The 19,898-nt window shown below is 60.5% G+C and carries 27 protein-coding genes; 9 read left to right on the forward strand and 18 right to left on the reverse strand.

What is annotated here, in order from left to right:
• Positions 1–6 precede the first annotated feature (6 nt).
• On the reverse strand, positions 7–336 hold the full coding sequence (locus ACR0KX_RS16405; protein WP_170624229.1) for a DUF1491 family protein: 330 nt from the start codon (positions 334–336) through the stop codon (positions 7–9).
• On the reverse strand, positions 333–1,241 hold the full coding sequence (era, locus tag ACR0KX_RS16410) for a GTPase Era (RefSeq protein WP_170624231.1): 909 nt from the start codon (positions 1,239–1,241) through the stop codon (positions 333–335). Before era ends, ACR0KX_RS16405 begins: the two co-directional genes overlap by 4 nt.
• A 158-nt stretch (positions 1,242–1,399) precedes the next feature.
• On the opposite strand from era, the gene ACR0KX_RS16415 reads away from it, so the two are divergent.
• Positions 1,400–2,776, forward strand: coding sequence for a multicopper oxidase family protein (locus tag ACR0KX_RS16415; RefSeq protein WP_170624234.1), 1,377 nt, complete (start codon positions 1,400–1,402; stop codon positions 2,774–2,776).
• A 118-nt stretch (positions 2,777–2,894) separates the two neighbouring features.
• On the opposite strand, the gene rnc is transcribed toward ACR0KX_RS16415, so the two are convergent.
• The 10 genes from rnc to folK form a co-directional block, all read right to left on the reverse strand.
• The gene (gene rnc, locus ACR0KX_RS16420; RefSeq protein ID WP_170455037.1) at positions 2,895–3,575 is read right to left on the reverse strand and encodes a ribonuclease III; all 681 of its coding nucleotides are present in this window, start codon (positions 3,573–3,575) and stop codon (positions 2,895–2,897) included.
• Positions 3,572–4,411, reverse strand: a complete 840-nt coding sequence (gene lepB, locus ACR0KX_RS16425; protein ID WP_170624236.1) for a signal peptidase I — start codon at positions 4,409–4,411, stop codon at positions 3,572–3,574. Before lepB ends, rnc begins: the two co-directional genes overlap by 4 nt.
• 31 nt (positions 4,412–4,442) lie before the next feature.
• A complete protein-coding gene (gene acpS, locus ACR0KX_RS16430; RefSeq protein WP_170454649.1) occupies positions 4,443–4,886 on the reverse strand; it encodes a holo-ACP synthase in 444 nt (147 codons plus the stop codon).
• Positions 4,883–5,374, reverse strand: a complete 492-nt coding sequence (locus ACR0KX_RS16435) for a hypothetical protein (protein ID WP_170624239.1) — start codon at positions 5,372–5,374, stop codon at positions 4,883–4,885. The genes acpS and ACR0KX_RS16435 overlap by 4 nt, the downstream gene beginning before the upstream one ends.
• The gene (locus tag ACR0KX_RS16440) at positions 5,374–5,997 is read right to left on the reverse strand and encodes a LysE family translocator (RefSeq protein ID WP_170454652.1); all 624 of its coding nucleotides are present in this window, start codon (positions 5,995–5,997) and stop codon (positions 5,374–5,376) included. The genes ACR0KX_RS16435 and ACR0KX_RS16440 overlap by 1 nt, the downstream gene beginning before the upstream one ends.
• Complete coding sequence (locus tag ACR0KX_RS16445) at positions 5,994–6,740, reverse strand: pyridoxine 5'-phosphate synthase (protein ID WP_170454654.1); 747 nt, start codon at positions 6,738–6,740, stop codon at positions 5,994–5,996. The genes ACR0KX_RS16440 and ACR0KX_RS16445 overlap by 4 nt, the downstream gene beginning before the upstream one ends.
• On the reverse strand, positions 6,733–7,431 hold the full coding sequence (locus ACR0KX_RS16450) for a DUF2062 domain-containing protein (protein WP_170454657.1): 699 nt from the start codon (positions 7,429–7,431) through the stop codon (positions 6,733–6,735). The genes ACR0KX_RS16445 and ACR0KX_RS16450 overlap by 8 nt, the downstream gene beginning before the upstream one ends.
• A 16-nt stretch (positions 7,432–7,447) precedes the next feature.
• Entirely contained in the window at positions 7,448–9,580 is a 2,133-nt protein-coding gene (locus tag ACR0KX_RS16455; protein ID WP_170454659.1) for a RelA/SpoT family protein, read from the reverse strand.
• A 29-nt stretch (positions 9,581–9,609) separates the two neighbouring features.
• Complete coding sequence (gene rpoZ / locus ACR0KX_RS16460) at positions 9,610–9,963, reverse strand: DNA-directed RNA polymerase subunit omega (RefSeq protein WP_010437681.1); 354 nt, start codon at positions 9,961–9,963, stop codon at positions 9,610–9,612.
• 94 nt (positions 9,964–10,057) lie between these two features.
• The gene (folK, locus tag ACR0KX_RS16465) at positions 10,058–10,627 is read right to left on the reverse strand and encodes a 2-amino-4-hydroxy-6-hydroxymethyldihydropteridine diphosphokinase (protein WP_480708604.1); all 570 of its coding nucleotides are present in this window, start codon (positions 10,625–10,627) and stop codon (positions 10,058–10,060) included.
• A 137-nt stretch (positions 10,628–10,764) separates the two neighbouring features.
• On the opposite strand from folK, the gene ACR0KX_RS16470 reads away from it, so the two are divergent.
• The 7 genes from ACR0KX_RS16470 to ACR0KX_RS16500 all read left to right on the forward strand — a co-directional run bounded on the left by ACR0KX_RS16470 (position 10,765) and on the right by ACR0KX_RS16500 (position 15,260).
• A complete protein-coding gene (locus tag ACR0KX_RS16470) occupies positions 10,765–11,340 on the forward strand; it encodes a LabA-like NYN domain-containing protein (RefSeq protein WP_170520280.1) in 576 nt (191 codons plus the stop codon).
• A gap of 187 nt (positions 11,341–11,527) precedes the next feature.
• Positions 11,528–12,478: a 4-hydroxy-3-methylbut-2-enyl diphosphate reductase gene (gene ispH, locus ACR0KX_RS16475; RefSeq protein ID WP_480585352.1), complete on the forward strand. Its 951-nt coding sequence runs from the start codon at positions 11,528–11,530 to the stop codon at positions 12,476–12,478.
• Entirely contained in the window at positions 12,475–12,927 is a 453-nt protein-coding gene (locus ACR0KX_RS16480) for a DUF3429 domain-containing protein (protein WP_170737654.1), read from the forward strand. Before ispH ends, ACR0KX_RS16480 begins: the two co-directional genes overlap by 4 nt.
• A complete protein-coding gene (locus ACR0KX_RS16485) occupies positions 12,924–13,517 on the forward strand; it encodes a class I SAM-dependent DNA methyltransferase (RefSeq protein ID WP_480708605.1) in 594 nt (197 codons plus the stop codon). Before ACR0KX_RS16480 ends, ACR0KX_RS16485 begins: the two co-directional genes overlap by 4 nt.
• Positions 13,510–13,977, forward strand: a complete 468-nt coding sequence (gene rnhA / locus ACR0KX_RS16490) for a ribonuclease HI (protein ID WP_170454671.1) — start codon at positions 13,510–13,512, stop codon at positions 13,975–13,977. Before ACR0KX_RS16485 ends, rnhA begins: the two co-directional genes overlap by 8 nt.
• Positions 13,974–14,597, forward strand: a complete 624-nt coding sequence (locus ACR0KX_RS16495; protein ID WP_170624245.1) for a trimeric intracellular cation channel family protein — start codon at positions 13,974–13,976, stop codon at positions 14,595–14,597. Before rnhA ends, ACR0KX_RS16495 begins: the two co-directional genes overlap by 4 nt.
• Positions 14,598–14,663: 66 nt before the next feature.
• A complete protein-coding gene (locus ACR0KX_RS16500; protein WP_170624247.1) occupies positions 14,664–15,260 on the forward strand; it encodes a Clp protease/crotonase-like domain-containing protein in 597 nt (198 codons plus the stop codon).
• 2 nt (positions 15,261–15,262) lie between these two features.
• Here ACR0KX_RS16500 and speB read toward each other — a convergent pair whose 3' ends face one another.
• From speB to def (ACR0KX_RS16530), 6 genes are read right to left on the reverse strand one after another with little or no spacing between them, the layout of a single operon-like run.
• Complete coding sequence (gene speB, locus ACR0KX_RS16505) at positions 15,263–16,084, reverse strand: agmatinase (RefSeq protein WP_480708606.1); 822 nt, start codon at positions 16,082–16,084, stop codon at positions 15,263–15,265.
• A gap of 59 nt (positions 16,085–16,143) precedes the next feature.
• Positions 16,144–16,380 (reverse strand): GlsB/YeaQ/YmgE family stress response membrane protein, encoded by a 237-nt coding sequence (locus tag ACR0KX_RS16510; RefSeq protein WP_170454679.1) that lies wholly within the window; start codon positions 16,378–16,380, stop codon positions 16,144–16,146.
• Position 16,381: 1 nt separating this feature from the next.
• Complete coding sequence (locus ACR0KX_RS16515; RefSeq protein ID WP_480708607.1) at positions 16,382–16,618, reverse strand: hypothetical protein; 237 nt, start codon at positions 16,616–16,618, stop codon at positions 16,382–16,384.
• Positions 16,619–16,624: 6 nt separating this feature from the next.
• Positions 16,625–17,539, reverse strand: a complete 915-nt coding sequence (gene fmt, locus ACR0KX_RS16520) for a methionyl-tRNA formyltransferase (protein WP_480708608.1) — start codon at positions 17,537–17,539, stop codon at positions 16,625–16,627.
• Between the two features lie 41 nt (positions 17,540–17,580).
• Positions 17,581–18,075 (reverse strand): peptide deformylase, encoded by a 495-nt coding sequence (gene def, locus ACR0KX_RS16525; protein WP_170454685.1) that lies wholly within the window; start codon positions 18,073–18,075, stop codon positions 17,581–17,583.
• Entirely contained in the window at positions 18,072–18,590 is a 519-nt protein-coding gene (gene def, locus ACR0KX_RS16530) for a peptide deformylase (RefSeq protein WP_170454687.1), read from the reverse strand. The genes def (ACR0KX_RS16525) and def (ACR0KX_RS16530) overlap by 4 nt, the downstream gene beginning before the upstream one ends.
• 94 nt (positions 18,591–18,684) lie before the next feature.
• Between def (ACR0KX_RS16530) and ACR0KX_RS16535 the strand changes: the two genes are divergently transcribed.
• Positions 18,685–19,857, forward strand: a complete 1,173-nt coding sequence (locus tag ACR0KX_RS16535) for a MalY/PatB family protein (protein WP_170454689.1) — start codon at positions 18,685–18,687, stop codon at positions 19,855–19,857.
• The last annotated feature ends 41 nt before the right edge of the window (positions 19,858–19,898 follow it).

Below are 19,898 nucleotides of genomic sequence, written 5' to 3' on the forward strand. Positions count from 1 at the left end.
CGCCCGCTATTCCAACCCCTCTTCCCCGAGCAAATGCCGTCCCTGCCGATCTTCGACCTCGATCACCCAGAGGTCCGGATCAAAGCGGCGTTGGCGTTGGATGGCCTCGTCAACGTCGCTTTCGGGGCCAGAGGAAAGTTCAATCCACTTCCGCTCGCCGCTCATCAGGTCAAAGCTGCGCTGGAACGCGACGGCCTGACCGTCCAGCGTGTTCAGTTTGATCAGTACTGCCCCGGCGGTGTTGTCTCCATGGGCGACGACAAAGGCCGGGATTTCCTGAAAGCGCAGCCGTGCCAAATAGGCGTGGACCCAGAACTCGGCTGTCAGACGGGTCATGCGTTGCCGTCTTTGAAATCCAGACCCATTTCCGAATAGCGCTCGGATTCCTCAAGCCAATTGGGTCGGACTTTGACCTGCAGGAACAGGTGGATTTTGCGGTCGAGGAACTCTTCCAGCTCCGCCCGTGCGGCCTGACTGACGGCCTTGATGGTCTCGCCACGTTTGCCCAGAACAATCCCTTTGTGACCGTCGCGCATGACGTAGATGACCTGATCGATCTTGGCCGAGCCGTCCTTACGCTCTTCCCAGTTCTCGGTCTCGACGGTCAATTGATAGGGCAGTTCCTGATGCAGGCGCAGGGTCAGCTTCTCGCGCGTCATCTCGGCGGCGATCATGCGCAGGGGCAGATCGGCGATCTGATCTTCGGGATACAGCCACGGGCCTTCCGGCAGTTCCGAGGCCAGCCATTTGCGCAGGTCGTCGACCCCGTGACCCTTTTCGGCGGAAATCATGAAGGTTTCGGCAAACGGATAACGCCCGTTCAGATCGCTGGTTAGCGCCAGCAGCTTCTCGGATGGCACCTTGTCGATCTTGTTGATCGCCAGCGCAACAGTGCGTCCCTGCCCGATCTCCTCCAGCCCCTCAAGGATACGCTCGACCCCTTCGGTGATCCCACGATGGGCTTCGACCATCAGCACAACGACATCGGCATCCGCGGCCCCGCCCCACGCAGCGGCGACCATGGCGCGGTCCAGACGGCGGCGGGGTTTGAACAGGCCCGGCGTGTCGACAAAGACCAACTGCGCGTTGCCCTCCATCGCCACGCCGCGAATGCGCGCGCGGGTGGTCTGCACCTTATGCGTCACGATCGAAACCTTGGCCCCGACCATACGGTTCAGGAGGGTGGATTTGCCTGCGTTGGGCTCTCCGATCAGGGCGATAAATCCGGCGCGTGTGGTCATGTCTCTGGCGATCCTGTTTGCAAGTGCGCACCCCTATAGCAGAATGGCGACGCGGGCCAGAGGGATTTGTCGCATTGCGGCCATGCGTTTGCGGTGACACCTTCGGATCACGCCGCGCCAGATCCAGCCAGGCATCCCCATTTTCAAAGAGGCAAGACATGAAACGTCGTGAGTTTCTAATCGGCAGCGCAGCCGCTGCAGGGGCGGCGGGACTGGGTGGTTTCGGGCGCGCGTCAGGTACTGAGGAATTGGTTATTCAACCGGCCAGTTTTACCCTGCGCGATCAGACCACAACCGGCATGGTCAGCGTGTCACCCGATGCGCCGCCCCCGGTGCTATATGGCAAACAGGGTGAGGTGATGCGGCTGTCTGTACGCAACACGCTGCCCGATTACACCGCGATGCACTGGCACGGGTTGCGTATCCCGAACGGGATGGACGGGGTGCCTTATCTGACCCAGATGCCGATTGGGCCGAATGAGGTTTTTGAGTATGAATTCACCCCGCCGGATGCGGGCACATACTGGTACCACCCGCATTGCATGACGATGGAGCAGATGGCCCATGGTCTGACCGGCGTCATGGTGATTGCCGAGGCGGACGATCCGGGTTTTGACAGCGAACAGGTGATCAATCTGCGGGATTTTCGGCTGGATGATGACGATCAGTTTCTGCCGGCTTATACCGCGCGCGGGGCGGCCCGCGCCGGGACGTTCGGAAATGTGCCGACGGCGAACTGGCTGACGGAACCTGTCTACGATCACGTGGCGGGCGGGCTGGTGCGGTTGCGGGTCCTAAATTCCGATACCACCCGTATCTACAAGCTGCACCTGACCGGGGCCGAAGCGCGGATCATTGCCTGGGACGGACATCCGGTTGAGGTCGACCTGCCGATGCCCAGTGCCGAGGAACCCTTGTTGGTTGGTCCGGGTCAGAGGGTCGATTTTGCCGTTTCGATGCCGGATGGTGAGGGGCAGATTGTTGATCTGATGGCAAAACTGCCGGGAAACCCGCCACGCCCCATGGCCAGACTGCGCGCCATCGGCAGATCGGTTGCGCGGGATTTGCGGGACTTGCGCCCCCTGCCCGCCAATCCGCTTGCCAAACCAGATTTGACGCGGGCTGAAGTGCATGAGTTCGTCTTTGGCTGGACGCCCGAGGGTGGGACGCCGAATAACGGGTTCTGCGGATCACTGGGTTACAATTTCTGGTCGATCAACCGAACGCCGTGGTCGGGCGACGCGGCGCAGGATGTGGGGCCTCTGGCCACTTTGGAATTGGGCAAAAGCTATGTACTGCGGCTGCGCAATGAATCGCCCAATCTGCATCCGATCCACCTGCACGGGCTGGCCTTTGTGCCCCTCACGTCGAACCAGCGCAAATTACCGCCTCTGATGACGGACACGATGTTGTTGCTGAAGGATGAGGTGGTCGAGATTGCGCTGGTTGCGGACAATCCCGGCGACTGGGCGTTTCATTGCCATGTGATCGAGCATCAGAAAACCGGGCTGACCGGGTTTATCCGGGTTGTTTGAGGGTCGAATTGGCTGCGCCAATCCGACCGGAAGGGGGCCAGCCCCCTCGCCCGGATTTCATCCGGGCTCACCCCCGAGATATTTTTGGCCAGATGAAGAGCGGATCCGGGTTAGGCCGTTATTTCGGCAGGTCGTTGAGCAGAGCTTTGGCGGCGGCTTGTTCGGCTTGACGTTTTGACCCGGCGGTGGCTTGTGCCTCGGTCCCGTCCTGCAGGCGGGCGGCGATGGTGAAGACCGGCGCGTGATCCGGGCCGCTGCGTTTGATTTCGACATAGGATGGGGGCTTTTGCCCACGTGCCTGAGCCCATTCCTGAAGCGAGGTTTTGGCGTCGCGGGCGTCGGCCTCGACCGTGTGGATACGATCCCCCCAAAGCGCGAGGATCACATCGCGTGCGGCTTCGAAACCGGCGTCGCGGTAGATGGCAGCGATCACCGCCTCCATCGCGTCGCCCAGAAGAGCCTGTTTGCGACGACCACCTGACAGCATTTCGGATCGACCCAGTTTCAGGACCGCGCCCAAATCGATCTGACGGGCGACATCGGCACAGGCCTCTTTGCGGACCAGCGCGTTGAAGCGGGGGGCCAGTTGGCCTTCGGTGGCCTTCTTGTCGGCCTCAAGCAGCGCCGTTGCCATCACAAGACCCAAAACCCGGTCACCGAGGAATTCGAGCCGTTGGTTATCCGGTCGCGTGGCCGAGGAGACCGAGCCATGGGTCAGCGCGCGCAACAGCAGTTCGGGGTTGGTGAATTCGTACCCCAAACGCTGCTGGAACGCCTTTATCTCGGCCGATAGCTTCAATTGACCGCCTTGAAGAAGCGATCGCCGCGCCATGTCCAGAAGAACAGCATGGACCGCCCTGCGGACGAGAACATGATCCGGTCGGCGCGACCGATCAGGTTTTCGTAAGGCACATAACCGACACCACCAGCGGATTGCGGAAGGCGGCTGTCGCTGGAATTGTCGCGGTTGTCACCCATGAAGAAATAGTGACCCTCGGGCACCGTATAGATGCCGGTGTTGTCAGACCCCTGATTGCCGATATTCAGAACGTCGTAGGATACGCCGTTGGGCAGGGTTTCAATCAACCGGGTTTTTTCACAGATGCCGCCGATCCCAACAGGGCCGTTTTCGCAGCGCGGGCGCAGGCGTTGCGGGCCCTGCGGTTCGGCGATTTCGGTGAACACGCCATCGGGCTGCTGCGGAACCGGGGTACCGTTCAGGATGATCTGCCCCTGACGCATCTGGATACGGTCGCCGGGCAGGCCGATCAGACGTTTTATATAGTCACGACCCGTGACCGGGTGGCGGAAGACGATGACATCGCCACGGTCTGGCTCGCCCGCCCAGATGCGGCTGTTGTCGTCGCCTTGCATCCAGCCACAGAGATCCTCGGCATCGATGTTCAGGCCAACGCTTGGGATGATCAGGCTGGGGCAGGACGCATAGGAATAGCCATAGGCCATCTTGTTGACGAACAGGAAATCCCCGATCAGAAGGGTCTGCTTCATCGAGCCGGACGGAATCCAGAAGGGCTGAAAGAACAGGGTGCGGAAGACGCCCGCGATCAGCAGGGCGTAGACGATGGTTTTGATCGTTTCCCACACGGCGTTACCTGATTTGGCTTCCTCGGCCATACTGCTCTCCGGTCTTTTGGATTGTTGGGTGCTACATGCGGGTCGGTTGGGGGTGAGTCAAGGCTGCGTCCGGGTCTGTGACGACACGTGCCTCGATCACCACAAAGGCTTGGGCCCAAGGATGATCATCCGTCAGGGTGACATGGATGATGGCCTCGTGCCCTTCGGGGGTCATTTCCTTGAGGCGCTCGGCCGCCCAGCCGGTCACGTGCATCACAGGCTGGCCGGTTTTCAGATTGGTGACGGCCATATCCTTCCACGCGATCCCCATGCGCAATCCGGTGCCCAACGCCTTGGAGCATGCCTCTTTCGCGGCCCAGCGTTTGGCGTAGGTTCCGGCGGTGTCATGGCGGCGCTCGGCCTTGCGCTGTTCGATCTCGGTGAAGACGCGGTTGCGAAACCGGTCGCCGAAGCGGTCGAGCGTGCCCTGAATGCGGTCGATATTCGCGAGGTCTGTGCCGATGCCGAGGATCATTGGCTTGTCTTTTCCATTTTCAGAAAGGTCGAATATCCTCGCTTAACTCCGAAAACGAAAGCATAGCGGCACAGCAAAAATGAAACGATAATACAAAGCGCCAACTCGGCACCTGCTATCAGGGCCGTGTTGCTCAGAACGTTGATATCTGAAGGGCCATCGAAAACGAGTGCGAAAGTTATCAGCACCGCCACCGCCGCCAAAGTTGTGAGAACCATCTGACGGGCGATGATCCAACTTTTGTAGCTATCGCCAAGAGGCTTGCCGCGAATACCTTTGTCCATTCCGTAGGACGTGGCAGCCAAAAACATCGCCAGTCCCAGTGGAAGGGTTGCGAATGGCCATTCGAATTCGAACCACCACTTTATTAGATACAGTCCAATCAGATCGACGAAGACGAAGCACAAAAAGCCGAGACGGTTCAAGCCAACATCTTCGTGAGATTTGAAGAGCGTTTTCAATGGGCTTGCTGTCTCGTGTAGTTTCATCACGACAACCGTACCGTCAAAATCTTGTAACTCGCCACCCCGAAGAACCCGGCAAAGGCGAAATCAAACCAGCGGCGGGCGCGGCGGTAGGTGCGGACCATACGCTCGGACGAGAACAGGAAGGCGTAGCCGATGAAGATCAGCAGTGAGCCTGCGTAGAGCATAGCGAAATAACCCAACAGCATCGCAAGGCTGGCGTCGTTCGGCGCGACGATGGCGTAGATCGATCCCCAGCTGACGATTGCCTTCGGGTTCGTCAGGTGGATCGCCGCTCCTTTTGCAAAGATCGTCGGCAGAGACCCTGTGACCGGATTGCCCAGCGCCACCTCGTCGGAAGTCATCGCCCGGCGCAGGGCCTTGAGGGCCAGCCAGCCCAGATAGGCAACACCGATATAACGGATCACTTCAAACGCCCAGACATTGGCCAGCATGATCGCCGACAGGCCCAGCGCGGCGGCAATGCCCCAGGCAGCAGAGCCCGCGCAGATGCCCAGCGCAAAGACCAGACCGGCGCGGCGGCCTTCGTTCATGGCGGTTCCGGCGATGCCCATGGTCGCCGGGCCCGGAGAGCCTCCGGCCATCAGCCAGGCCAACCAGATGGCTATGAAGCCAGGCGTGATCACGCCCGCGCCTCGTCCATCAGGCGGCGCATTTCGGTAATAGCAGGAGACAGGCCCAGAAAGATCGACTCGCCGATCAGGAAATGGCCGATATTCAACTCGCGCACCTCGGGGAAGGCCGCGACCGGTTGTACCGTGTCGTAGGTCAGGCCATGGCCCGCGTGAACCTCAAGGCCCAGCGAATGGGCGAAGGTGGACATCTGGCGCAGGGCCTCCAGCTCGCGGGCGGCGTCTTCCATGCGACCTTCGGCATGGGCATCGCAATAGGCGCCGGTGTGCAGTTCGATCACCTCGGCCCCGATGCGGTGAGCAGCCTCGATCTGGCGCTGATCGGCAGCGATGAAGATCGAGACACGGCAGCCGACATCGCGAAGAGGGGCGATGAAATGGGCCAGCTTGTTTTCCTCGCGCGCGACTTCAAGCCCGCCTTCGGTGGTGCGTTCCTCGCGCTTTTCGGGAACGATGCAAACGGCATGAGGTTTGTGGCGCAGGGCGATTTTCTGCATTTCGTCCGTCGCGGCCATTTCGAAATTCAAAGGCACCGACAGAACCTCCATCAGCCCGTCGATATCAGCATCCGAGATATGACGGCGGTCTTCGCGCAAATGGGCGGTGATGCCATCGGCCCCGGCCTCTTCGGCCAGTTTGGCGGCGCGCAGCGGGTCGGGATAGGCCCCGCCACGCGCGTTGCGCACGGTGGCCACGTGGTCGATATTTACACCAAGACGCAAGTGGTTGTCAGACATCACGCGATTCCTTTTTCACGGTTTGACCCGAACCTAGAGCCTTTTGCACGGAAACGTCAGGCTTTGCTTCGGCCAGACGTTTGATTTCTTCAAACTTCGCCTTGATTTTGGCGCGTCGGCGATTCTGATAGCTGCGGATCAGGGGCAGGCTCAGATAGCCACAGATCAGCCCAGCCAGAATGCCGGGCAGGACACCACCGATCATGTAGGGATAGAAAACCTCGCGGTAGAAAACGCTCAGACCGTGCCAGTCGGCAATGCGGTCGGTGAACATCGCGAGGAAATTGTTCTTGAGGTCCCCCATCGCGTCGGCAAATTTGCCCATCAGGCCGCGGGTTTCGCTTTTTTCGAATTCGGTGCCCAGCAGGAAATGCCCCGTCTGCAGGCAGATCACACCGATCGGAACATAGGTTAGCGGGTTGCCGAAGAACGTGCCGCTTAGGGCGGCCAGTATGTTGCCGTTGATCAGCCGGGCACCAATGGCAGCTACGACGAAATGCAGGCCGTAAAACGGTGTGAAGGCTGCAAAAACGCCTGCTGCGATGCCACGTGCAATACGTTCAGGCGAGTCCGGCAGGCGACGGACGCGGTGTTTGACATAGTGAAACGCGCGTGTCCAACCGCCACGCGGATAGACAAATTCCGATGCGATCTGGACAGGCGAGCGTCGATCTCGGCGCTTGAAAACCACTCCTGATCACCCCTTCTCAGCCGGCCGAAACGGGTGTTTTGGCCCGGTCCCGGTATCGCTCGACAGCGGCGACGTCGCTTTCAGCCTCAAGCGTCAGCATCAGGGAATGCAACTGTTCCAGATCGCGCAGTTCCACATTGATCAGCAGGCGGTAAAAATCCGGTTTCCGGTCAACGAATTCCAGGTTCGAGATATTGGCCTTTTTCTCGCCGATCAATGTGCAAATACGCCCCAACACACCGGCGTCATTGCCGATGGTCAGATCCAGCGTCGCGCCATAGACGGCGGGGTGCGTGCCGGAATGCCAGTGCAGATCGACCCAGCGTTCGGGTTCATTTTCGAACTCGCCCAGACGGTCACAATCAATGGCGTGCACGACCACGCCCTTGCCGCGATAGGTAATGCCGACGATGCGTTCACCGGGCAGAGGCTGGCAGCAGGGCGCGCGGTCGAACTTCTGCCCCGGTTCCAGGCCGATCACCGCGCGGCGCAGCGGGATGGCGTCACCTTCGTCCTTGGTCAGTTCGGGGTAAACCGCCTCGACCACGTCATGGGCGGTCAGTTCGGCGCTGCCCAGACGGGCCAGCAATTCGTGGCGATCCTTCAGGCGCAGGTGTTTGGCGGCGGTGTCCAACGCTTTGTCGGTTGCCTTGCGTCCCACATGCTCAAAGCCCGAACGCGCCAGTTCCTTGCCCAGCTTGATAAATCGCTCGCGGTCGACTTCGCGCAGGGCACGCCGGATGGCCGTGCGGGCCTTGCCGGTGACCGCGATCTCAAGCCATGTGACCTGCGGCGTCTGACCGTCAGCCGTGATGATGTCCACCGACTGACCGTTCTTGAGCCGGGTCCACAACGGCACGCGGATGCCATCGACCTTGGCCCCCACGCAGGCATGGCCGATGCGGGTGTGGATCGCGTAGGCAAAATCGATCGGCGTCGCCCCACGCGGCAGCTTCACCACGTCGCCCTTGGGCGTAAAGCAAAACACCTGATCGGAATACATCTCAAGCTTCACAGCCTCGAGGAAATCTTCGTGATCTTCCTCGTTATCAAACTGCTCGGTCAGGTTGGAAATCCACTTGGCCGGATCAACGGCAAAGGGGTTTTCCGTGCGCACCCCATCGCGATAGGACCAATGCGCCGCAACGCCGGTTTCGGCCACGTCATGCATCTGACGGGTGCGGATCTGCACCTCGACCCGTTTGCCATCACGGCCCGACACCGTGGTGTGGATCGAGCGGTAGCCGTTCGATTTCGGCTGGCTGATGTAATCCTTGAACCGCCCCGGCACCGCGCGCCAGCGCTGGTGAATTGCGCCGAGGGTGCGATAGCAGTCTTCTTCGCTGGGTGTAATAATGCGGAACCCGTAGATGTCGGACAGGCGGGAAAAGCCCTGATCCTTTTCCTGCATCTTGCGCCAGATCGAATAGGGTTTCTTGGCGCGGCCAAACACTTCGGCCTCGATCCCGGCCTTGTCCAGTTCGTGCCGCATGTCGCCGGTGATGCGGTGGATCACATCTCCGGTTTCCCGTTGCAGCGTGATGAAGCGGCGGATGATCGATTGACGGCCTTCAGGGTTCAGGACACGAAAGGCGAGGTCTTCCAACTCCTCACGCATCCATTGCATCCCCATCCGGCCCGCAAGCGGCGCGTAGATATCCATCGTCTCGCGCGCCTTGATTACCTGCTTTTCCGGGCGCATCGCCTTGATCGTGCGCATGTTGTGCAGACGGTCGGCCAGCTTGACCAGAATGACCCGCAGGTCCTTGGACATGGCCATAAACAGTTTGCGGAAGTTTTCCGCCTGCTTGGTTTCCCGGCTGGACAGTTGCAGGTTGGTCAGCTTGGTGACACCATCGACAAGCTCGGCAACCTCATTCCCGAACAGATCGGCCACCTTGCCATAGCTGGCCTTTGTGTCCTCGATCGTGTCGTGCAGCAGGGCCGTGATGATGGTCGCATCATCCAAACGCTGTTCGGTCAGAATAGCGGCAACGGCAACGGGATGGGTGAAATAGGGCTCGCCCGAGTGGCGGAACTGCCCCTCGTGCATCTGCATACCGAACTCATAGGCCCGGGCGATGCGATCAGCATTAGTCTTGGGGTTGTAGTTGCGGACCAGCGCAATCAGGTCGTCAGCAGAGATCATCCGGTCCGCACCTTCGTGTAGCTTGGGGCTTAGCCCTGGCCTTGAGCCTCCATCAGAGCGCGCAGAAGCTTCTCTTCGGACATATCGTCATCCGCAGGCTTGTCGGATTCCGCACCCATCAGCAGCGCCATCTGATCTTCTTCCGGCTCGTCCACCTCGATCTGGGTTTGGTTGGCCTCGATCAGACGCTCGCGCAGTTCGTCCGCGCTTTGGGTTTCATCGGCGATCTCGCGCAGGGAAACGACGGGGTTTTTGTCGTTGTCACGGTCCACAGTGATCGGACCGCCGGCAGAAATCTCGCGCGCCCGGTGGGCCGCCAGCATCACCAGTTCGAACCGGTTTGGAACCTTGTCAACGCAATCTTCAACCGTCACGCGGGCCATGGGGCGCTCTCCGTTACTGAATCCATGTCAGGAAGAGGCTTATCTAAGACCGATTGCCCGCCTTGACAAGCACGAAATGCCGCAAAAGCAGGGATCACAGGGGCGTGACGGCCTGAACATCCCCGGCAGGCAAAGCTGCAACCATCTGTGTGACTGTCTGCTGCAACACCGGGTGGCACCAATCCGGCGCAATATCCGCCATTGGAACCAGCACAAACGCCCTGTCCTGAAGGCGGGGATGGGGCAGAATCAACTGATCCGGCGCCGCCTTCCGTTGTTCATCCGGGGCCAGATCCAGCCAGTGCGCATAGGTGGCCTTGTCAGGCATAACCCTATCCGCATAGCACACCAGATCCAGATCAAGCGTCCGCATTCCCCATCGCTGTATCCGCTCGCGCCCAAACTCATGCTCGACCGCATGCAGCACGTCCAAAAGCTCTGGCGGCGAAAGGTCAGTGTCGATCGCCGCCGCCGCATTCACGTAATCCGGCCCCGCCCCTGCCGGGAAACAGGGGGTCGCAAAAAACCGGCTGACAGCGCGAATCACCATCCCATGACGTGAAAGCGCGTCAAGGGCGCGTCGAAGTGTCACTTCAGGTCCAAATCCTCTCAAATTGAGATTTGCCCCTAGGGCAACTATGGCATTTCGCGCGGAATCGCTCATGTATCTTCCTATATTCGGCGCACAGCATACTTGCGATGGCCAACAAAAGCCCTAATTATAGGGACACTACAGCGCGACATTTTTACACTCACACACCCATCACTCAACGCGCTGCATTGTACCGGAAGGGACTATTTATGTTTTATAAAGACGAACGGCTAGCGCTGTTCATCGACGGCTCAAATCTTTATGCCGCCGCCAAAGCACTCGGGTTCGACATCGACTATAAACTTCTGCGGCAGGAATTCATGCGCCGTGGCAAGTTGCTTCGGGCCTTCTACTACACAGCGCTGCTTGAAAATGACGAGTATTCACCGATCCGCCCGTTGGTGGACTGGCTGCATTACAATGGCTTCACCATGGTCACGAAACCGGCCAAGGAATACACCGACAGCATGGGGCGTCGGAAAGTCAAAGGAAACATGGATATCGAACTGACTGTCGATGCCATGGAGCTTGCACCTCGGGTCGATCATATCGTGCTGTTCTCGGGCGATGGGGATTTCCGCCCGCTGATTGCCAGCCTGCAGCGTCAGGGCGTGCGCGTTTCGGTTGTCTCGACCATCCGCAGCCAGCCGCCGATGATCTCGGACGAGCTGCGCCGCCAGGCGGATAACTTCATCGAACTGGAAGATCTGCGGGACGTCATCGGCCGCCCTCCGCGCGAGATGCCCGCTGAACCGCGCAGCGTCGCGGTTGCCTCGGGCGGCTGATCTTTCGGCCCGACATCGATGAAAAAATTTGCGCGGTCAGGATTCACCACCCTGGCCGCGCTTCCTTAACTATGGATTGGTTCTGAAACATCGTCTGGCTAGCACCGATTCATGTCAGATCAATGACGCTGTCCTGTCTGGACCAAGGCCGGGAAAAGACTTACCTGTGCAGTAAGGAGACAGCGACATGACCAAGCCGCCACTGACACTGTATCTGGCCGCCCCGCGCGGCTTTTGCGCAGGCGTAGACCGTGCCATCAAAATCGTCGAGATGGCGCTGCAGAAATGGGGCGCACCCGTCTATGTGCGCCATGAGATCGTGCACAACAAATTCGTTGTCGACGGGCTGCGCGAAAAAGGCGCTGTTTTTGTCAGCGAACTGGACGAATGCCCCGATGACCGCCCGGTGATCTTTTCCGCGCATGGCGTGCCGAAATCGGTACCGGCCGAGGCGTCTCAGCGCGAAATGATCTATGTCGACGCGACCTGCCCGCTGGTTTCGAAAGTGCATATCGAGGCGCAGCGACATTATGAGGCCGGGTTGCAGATGATCATGATCGGTCACAAGGGGCATCCGGAAACCGTCGGGACCATGGGGCAACTGCCTGAAGGCGAGGTGCTGCTTGTCGAAACGGTCGAGGACGTGGCCGAAGTTCAGGTACGCACCCCCGACAAGCTGGCCTTTGTCACCCAGACCACCCTGTCAGTTGACGACACCAAGGACATCATCGCCGCTTTGCAAGCGCGCTTCCCGGCCATTGTGGGACCCCACAAGGAGGACATCTGTTACGCCACCACCAACCGGCAAGAGGCCGTCAAGGCCGTCGCCCCAAAAGCAGACGCTTTGCTGGTGGTCGGCGCGCCGAACTCGTCAAACTCACGCCGATTGGTCGAGGTCGCATCGCGCGCCGGATGCACCTATGCGCAGCTGGTGCAACGCGCGCCTGACATTGATTGGCGCGCGCTAGAGGGGATCAAAAGCGTCGCGATCACGGCCGGGGCCTCGGCCCCCGAAGTGCTGGTGAACGAGGTTATCGATGCGTTTCGCGAGCACTACGATGTGACAGTTGAACTGGCCGAAACCGCCAAGGAAAACGTCGAGTTCAAAGTCCCCCGTGTTCTGAGGCAACCCGCGTGAACGGCGTACCCAAGTCGGCATTATATCTGGGTCTGGCGGGTCTGATCCCGTTTGTCTGGGGCGCATTGACCTATCTGAACGCGGACCTGCAAGCCTGGGGCACGCGCGAAATCGGGCCACGTTTTGTCGGCCCCTACGTCCAGTTGTTCTATGGCTCGGTGATCCTCAGCTTCATGTCGGGCGTGCTGTGGGGCTTTGCCACTAAGACCTCGGGCAGCAAGGCAACGGTAGGCTATACGCTGTCCGTCCTTCCAGCGCTTTGGGCGTTCTTCATGACCGGAGGCGGCCCGGTAACCGCAGGCACCAATCTGATGACCGGCTTTGCCGGGCTTTTGGTGCTGGACGCGCTGTTCTGGTACTGGGGTCTGGCCCCGAACTGGTGGATGCGGCTGCGTATTCTGCTGACCGTCATCGTGCTTATGTGTCTTGCCGTTGGAGTTTACCTATGAGCGACCGCGACACCATTTCCGTCTATGACGCGCAGGCCGAGCGCTATGCCGAGCTGACGGATGACGACAATACGGGCGACCCACAATTGACGCGATTTATTCAGGCCGTGCCCGAAGGCGGCAGAGTTCTGGATCTGGGCTGCGGGCCCGGAACGTCCGCCGCGCTGATGGCGCAAGCCGGGTTGCAGGTCGACGCGACGGATGCGTCCGCCGAAATGGTCAAGCTGGCCTCGGCCCATCCCGGTGTCTCGGCACGCCATGCCAGTTTTGACGCCTTGGAGGCTGACGGGATTTACGATGGCATCTGGGCCAATTTCAGCCTGCTACACGCCACGCGTACCGCTTTCCCCACGCATCTCAACGCCATTCACCGCGCCCTGAAACCCGGTGGTGCGTTCTTCATCGCCATGAAACTGGGGGAAGGCGAAGGCCCCGACCGGTTGGGGCGCTATTACAGTTACTACTCCGAGGATGAATTGAAGACTTATCTGAAAGACGCAGGGTTCACCATCACCGATCAAAGGCTTGGCAGCGGCACCGGGCTGGACGGTTCGGTCTCTGACTTCATTTCATTGGCCGCTCATGCCTGATCTGTTTGCCTATACGGATGGCGCCTGTTCCGGCAATCCCGGACCGGGCGGCTGGGGCGTGCTGCTGCGCGCAATGGATGGGGAAACCGTTCTGAAAGAGCGCGAATTGAAAGGTGGCGAGGCCGAGACCACCAACAACCGGATGGAATTGCTGGCCGCAATCAGCGCGCTTGAAACGCTCGAGCGGCCCTCGACCATCACCATCGTCACCGACAGCGCCTATGTGAAAAACGGCGTGACCGGGTGGATTTTCGGCTGGAAGCGGAACGGGTGGAAAACCTCGAACAAAAAGCCCGTCAAGAATGTGGACCTGTGGCAACGTCTGGATACCGCCCAAGACCGGCATGACGTGACCTGGGAATGGGTCAAAGGCCATGCGGGCCACCCGGAAAACGAAAAAGCCGATGAGCTTGCCCGTGCAGGCATGGCCCCGTTCAAACCCAAAAAGGCACAGGCGTGAGCGGTCTTGCGCTGCTCGACTATGCCTCGGTTCTGATCTTTGCCCTGACCGGAGCGTTGGTGGCCAGTCGCGCACAGCTTGATCTGGTGGGTTTTGCCTTCATCGCCTGTCTGACTGCCGTGGGCGGCGGCACCGTGCGCGACTTGCTGCTGGATCGGCATCCGGTCTTTTGGGTCGGCCAGCCAGGTTACATCCTGATCGCGGTTGCGGCGGCAGTGCTGGTGTTTTTCACCGCGCATCTGGTTGAAAGCAGATACAACTGGCTGGTCTGGCTGGACAGTTTCGCCCTGTCCATTGCCGTTGCGGCGGGCACCGGCGCGGCCCTGTCGCTGGGACAGTCCGGCACCATCACCGTATTGATGGGCGTGACCACGGGATGTCTGGGCGGATTGATGCGGGATGTGGTCTGCAATGAGGTGCCGTTGGTCCTGAAACAGGGGCAACTCTATGTGTCTTGCGCCTTTGCGGGGGCTTTGACTGCCGTATTGGCGACAAAGCTGGGATTGGATGGCCTTCTGACGCTGGGCCTGTGCGCCTTGGTCTGCTGGGCGCTACGGGCCGGTTCGCTGCTGTTTGGCTGGCAATTGCCCGTCTACAAGGCCCGCCCGCCCCGCCAATAGCGCCAAGATGGACGGCTCGCCCCTGCGCTGCTACCAAGTGCAAAACCATTCGGAGCGCGGATTCAGATGAAAGCATTGTCGGTTCTGGCGGGATTGTCCCTGTTGGCGGCCTGCGGCGAGTCCTACACGCCAGTGAGTTTCGTCACCCAAGGCGATCAGATCATCGCCACGGGCACGATCGATCACACCACATTGGATGCGTTCGAAGATGCAATCGAACAGAACCCGCAGGCCTCGACCCTTGTTCTGCAGTACATCGAAGGTTCGGTGGACGATGACGCCAATGTCGTCTTCAGCCGCGTTGTCCATGACGAAGGATTCGACACGGTTGTCCCCTCGGGCGGTCTGGTCGCATCAGGCGGCACCGATCTGTTTCTGGCTGGCCATAACCGCACCTTGCACCCCGGCGCCTGCGTCGGCGTTCACAGTTGGAGCGGGTCGGGAATTGTCGCAACCGAGTTGCCCGAGGATGACCCGGAACATGACCGCTATCTGGACTATTTTCAGGACATTGACGTGGATGACGAGTTTTACTGGTTCACGCTCGAAGCCGCCCCTGCGGACCAGATGCACTGGATGACCGCCACCGAGGCGGACCGGTTCGACATGACCACCCGCGCCGCACCTCAACTGGGCTCATCCGCCGTCTGCGACGAGCGTTAGGTTCAGCGCGTCAACAGCCGCGCGCCGATTTCCTTGACGAATTTGGCAGCCACCATCGCGGTCATGCCATAGGGATCGCGATGCGGGTTCAGCTCGACAATATCCGCGCCGATCAATTGGCCCTCGAACCGGTGGATCAGGTCGATCACCTCGCGTGTGCTCAGCCCGCCGGGTTCGTGGTGGGACACGCCGGGCGCAAAGGCCGGGTCCAGCGCGTCCAGATCCAGCGACAGGTAAACCGGCCCATCGAAAGACAGTTGCAAGTCCGCGCGCCAGTTGCGCATGTCGATCACTTCAACCCCGAACTTATCGGCCTGCGCGCGTTGATGCGCGTTCATGGTGCGAATGCCGACCTGTACCAGACGGTTGATCTGACAGCTTTCCATCACCCGCGCAAACGGGCAGCCGTGACCCAGCGGGCCGATATCCTGCGTGTCGTAAAGGTCGGGATGCGCGTCGATATGCAGGATGTTCAACCGCTCGTACCGGTCGGCATGCGCCTTGATCAGAGGGAACGCGACCGAATGATCCCCGCCCAGCGACAACAGCCGCGCGCCGGTTGAAATGCGCTGTGCGGCCCCCGCTTCGATCCGGTCGACGGGTTCCTGCCCGCGCATCTCGAACACGTCCAGATCGCCGGTATCCCTGAAACGTTCGGTTGCGCCAAGGTCGGTGCCATCCTCGGCGGTCAGATTGGCGGCACCCGAATGCAGCGCCTCGCGAATGCGTCCGGGTGCGAAGGCCGGACCTTGCAGAAAGGAAGAGTGCAGGTCCAAAGGAACGCCCATCAGGGCGACGTCACCGGGGTTCAGATCATAGGACATGGGCCACCTGTCATCAGATTTTCTGTGATCTGGCGGGTGATGCCGAGAAAGGTCAAGGCCTAACGGCGGCGGATGACCTGCCACAGCCAGATCACCAGCAAAGCCCCCAGCACCGCGCCGACAAAACCTGACAACCACCCCATCATCGTCGCTAAAGCGCGCAGCAGGAAACCCCCGACCAGAGCGCCCACGATTCCGATCAGCATTGTCGTGGGAATATCAGCCTCGATCCGCATCAGGCGGGTGGCCAGAAAACCCGCCGCCGCGCCGATGACGATCAGAGCGATGACGGGCATGTCATCTCCTCCAATGGGTCGGCACGATGATCAGCGCGCCGATTGAGGACAAAACCGCATTCAGCCCCGGTGGGCCAAAGCTGATACCGAACATGATGCGCACGAAATAGAACAGGAAAGCCCCACCGACGCAGATGATGATCGATAGAAGATAGCCGTTATGGGTAAAGCCGGTTTTCTCGGACAGGTATCCGACGATCCCGGCGATCACGACTGTACCCATTAGGACCATGAACATTCAGTGTTACTCCGATGTCAGCCGTGTGCCGATCGGGATCGGCCAGCCGCGCAGAAAGGTTTCCCGATCCTGCGCACCTTTACCAGCCCTTTGCAAGCGCAGCAGCTCGACCGCACCCTGCCCGCAGGCCACATGCAGATCACCGTTCAGCACCTGCCCCGGCTGGCCCTGCCCGTCTGCCCGGCGCGAGGCCAGCAGTTTGATGCGCTCGCCCTCCATTTCGGTCCAGGCGCCGGGAAATGGCGACAGGCCACGAATCTGGCGGTCGATCTGTTCCGCCGAGCGCGACCAGTCGATCCGCGCCTCGGCCTTGTCGATCTTTGAGGCATAGGTCACACCATCCTCTGGCTGCGGCTCGGGCGTCAGATCGGACAGGCGGCTCAGCGCGTCAACGATCAGATCCGCACCCATAACTGACAGGCGGTCGTGCAGCTGGGCCGTCGTTTCCTCAGACTGAATCGGGGTCGCTTGCCGCAGCAGGACCGGGCCGGTGTCCAGACCGGCCTCCATCTGCATGATACAGACACCGGTTTCCGCATCCCCCGCCATGATCGCGCGATGGATCGGGGCCGCGCCGCGCCAACGCGGCAACAGGCTGGCATGGATGTTCAAACACCCCTGCGCGGGCGCATCCAGAATGGCTTGTGGCAGGATCAGCCCATAAGCGACGACAACCGCCACATCGGCGTTCAATGCGGCAAAGGCGGCCTGTTCCTCGGGTGATTTCAGCGATACCGGATGGCGGACCATCAGGCCCAGCGCCTCGGCCCGGGCATGAACCGGGGTTGGTCGATCCTTCTTACCGCGACCCGCCGGGCGCGGCGGTTGGCAGTAGACAGCGGCGATCTCATGCCCGGCATCGACCAGCGCATCCAGAACCGGGACCGAGAAATCGGGCGTACCCATGAAAATGACGCGCATGATCGGCTCCAGGTTATGCGGGTGCCGGGCTGAAGCCCGGCCTACGTTGATTTTCGCGCCTTGCGCAGCAGCATGTCGCGTTTGACCTTGCTCAGCCGGTCGAAATACATCCGCCCGTTCAGATGGTCGATCTGATGCTGAACGCTGGTGGCTTCGATGCCCACAAAATCGCGGCGATCGATCATCCCGTTTTCGTTCAGAAATTTGACCGTCACAGCGCGCGGGCGCTTCACTTTGGCCGACACGCCGGGCAGGTTCGGGCTGGCCTCCTCATGTTCGCGCAATTCGATCGAACTGTGCAGGATTTCCGGATTCGCAAGCCGCACGGCCCGGCCCCGCTCGGTCGAGCCATCCACCACGGCCAACCGCAGCATCACCCCGATCTGGGTAGCAGCAAGGCCAACGCCCGGCATCGCCTCCATGGTATCGATCATGTCATCCCAGATTGCGCGGATGTCATCGGTGATTTCAGCCACGTCCGCAGCCTTGGCGCGCAGGCGTTTGTCAGGCCACGGCAGGCAGGTGCGAACCGTCATGTGCGCGCCTTTTCGCGTTTCAGCTTCTGCATCTTGCGCGTGATCATCTGCCGTTTCAGCGGTTTGAGGTAATCGATGAACAACTTGCCGTTCAGATGGTCGATCTCATGCTGTACGCAGGTGGCCCAAAGACCGTCGAACGTCTCGTGCTGGGCGTTACCGTTCTGATCCATCCAGGCCACATCCACGACCTTGGGGCGCGTCACCTCGGCATATTGTTCGGGGATCGACAGGCAACCTTCCTCATACACATTGGTTTCGTCCGAAGACGCAATGATCTCGGGGTTGAACATGACCAGCGGGCGCGGGGCCTCGCCCTCTTCCTTGACGCAATCCAGCACGATCAGCCGATCCAGCACGCCGATCTGCGGCGCGGCCAGACCGATACCGGGCGCGTCATACATCGTCTCCAGCATGTCGTCGGCCAGCTTGCGCAGCTCGTCCGTCAGATCAGCCACGGGCGCGCAGACCTTTTTCAGGCGGGGGTCGGGATGGATCAGGATATTGCGTTTCATGGGGCTGATTTAGGCCATCGCGCCCGCCGCCGCAACGCCCCCCTTGCACATGCCCGATTTGCCGTTAGCTTTCGGCCAGAGAAACGGAGCTGACATGACCTTCAACACCCTGATCGACCGCCGCGGCACCCAGAGTTCAAAATGGGACAAGATGGAGCAACTCTATGGCGTTTCGCCCGAGGACGGGTTGGCCATGTGGACCGCCGATTCCGATTACCAGACAGCCCCCTGCGTGATCGATGCGGTCCGGCGCGCTGCGGATCATGGGGTGTTTGGCTATTCGTGGAAGCACCCCGAGTATCTGGGTGCGGTCCAGTGGTGGATGCAGAACCGGCATGACTGGCAGATCGACACCGATTGGATTCTGACCACGCAAGGGCTGGGCAATGCAATCGCCCTGTGCCTGGACGTCTGGAGCGATCCGGGCGACGGCGTGGTGATCTTCACCCCCGTCTACCATGAGTTCGCGCACAAGGTGAACAAGTCCGGCCGCCGCGTGGTGGAATGCCCGCTGGTCCGAGATGGTGACAGCTATGGGATCGATCTGGAAGACGCGCAGTCGCGGCTGGACGGGTCGGAAAAACTGTTGCTGTGGTGCTCGCCCCAGAACCCCTCGGGGCGCGTTTGGACATCTGATGAACTGAAGGCGGTCGCTGCATTCGCGGAACGTAACGGGCTGATATTGGTATCAGACGAAATCCATCACGATCTGGTTTACCCCGGAGCCAAGTTCGTCCCGATGGATGTTGCAGCGCCCGAGGCGCGCCCTTGGACCGTGACGCTGACGGCAGCATCGAAGACCTTCAACATCGCCGGACAGCGCACCGGCAATATGATCATCCCCGACCCAAAGCTGCGCGCGGCGATGAATCACCGGTTGGTTACGCTGGACTATGACCCCGGCGCACTGGGCGTCGCCATGATCACCGCCGCCTATTCGCCGGAAGGGGCCGAATGGGTCGATGCCCAGGTCGCGCATCTGGACGGCAACCGCCGCCTGTTTGATGCCGCCATCGCGGATATCCCCGGCCTATGGTCGATGCCCCTGCAGGCGACCTATCTGGCGTGGGTCGATTTCTCGGGCACCGGTATGGATCATGCCGAATTTGTCCGACGCCTGCGCGAGGACGCCCGGATTGCCTCGTCTTCCGGCCCCGGATTTGGAAAGGGTGGAGAAACCTTTGAACGGTTCAATCTGGCCACCCAACGCGCACGGGTGGAAGAGGCCTGCGCCCGGTTGAAACAGGCGTTTGGAGACCTGCAATAAGCCTGCTCTCGCCGGGCCGGATTGCTGTAGCGGCACCGACC

The sequence above is a fragment of the Ruegeria sp. BG5 genome (genome assembly GCF_056538425.1).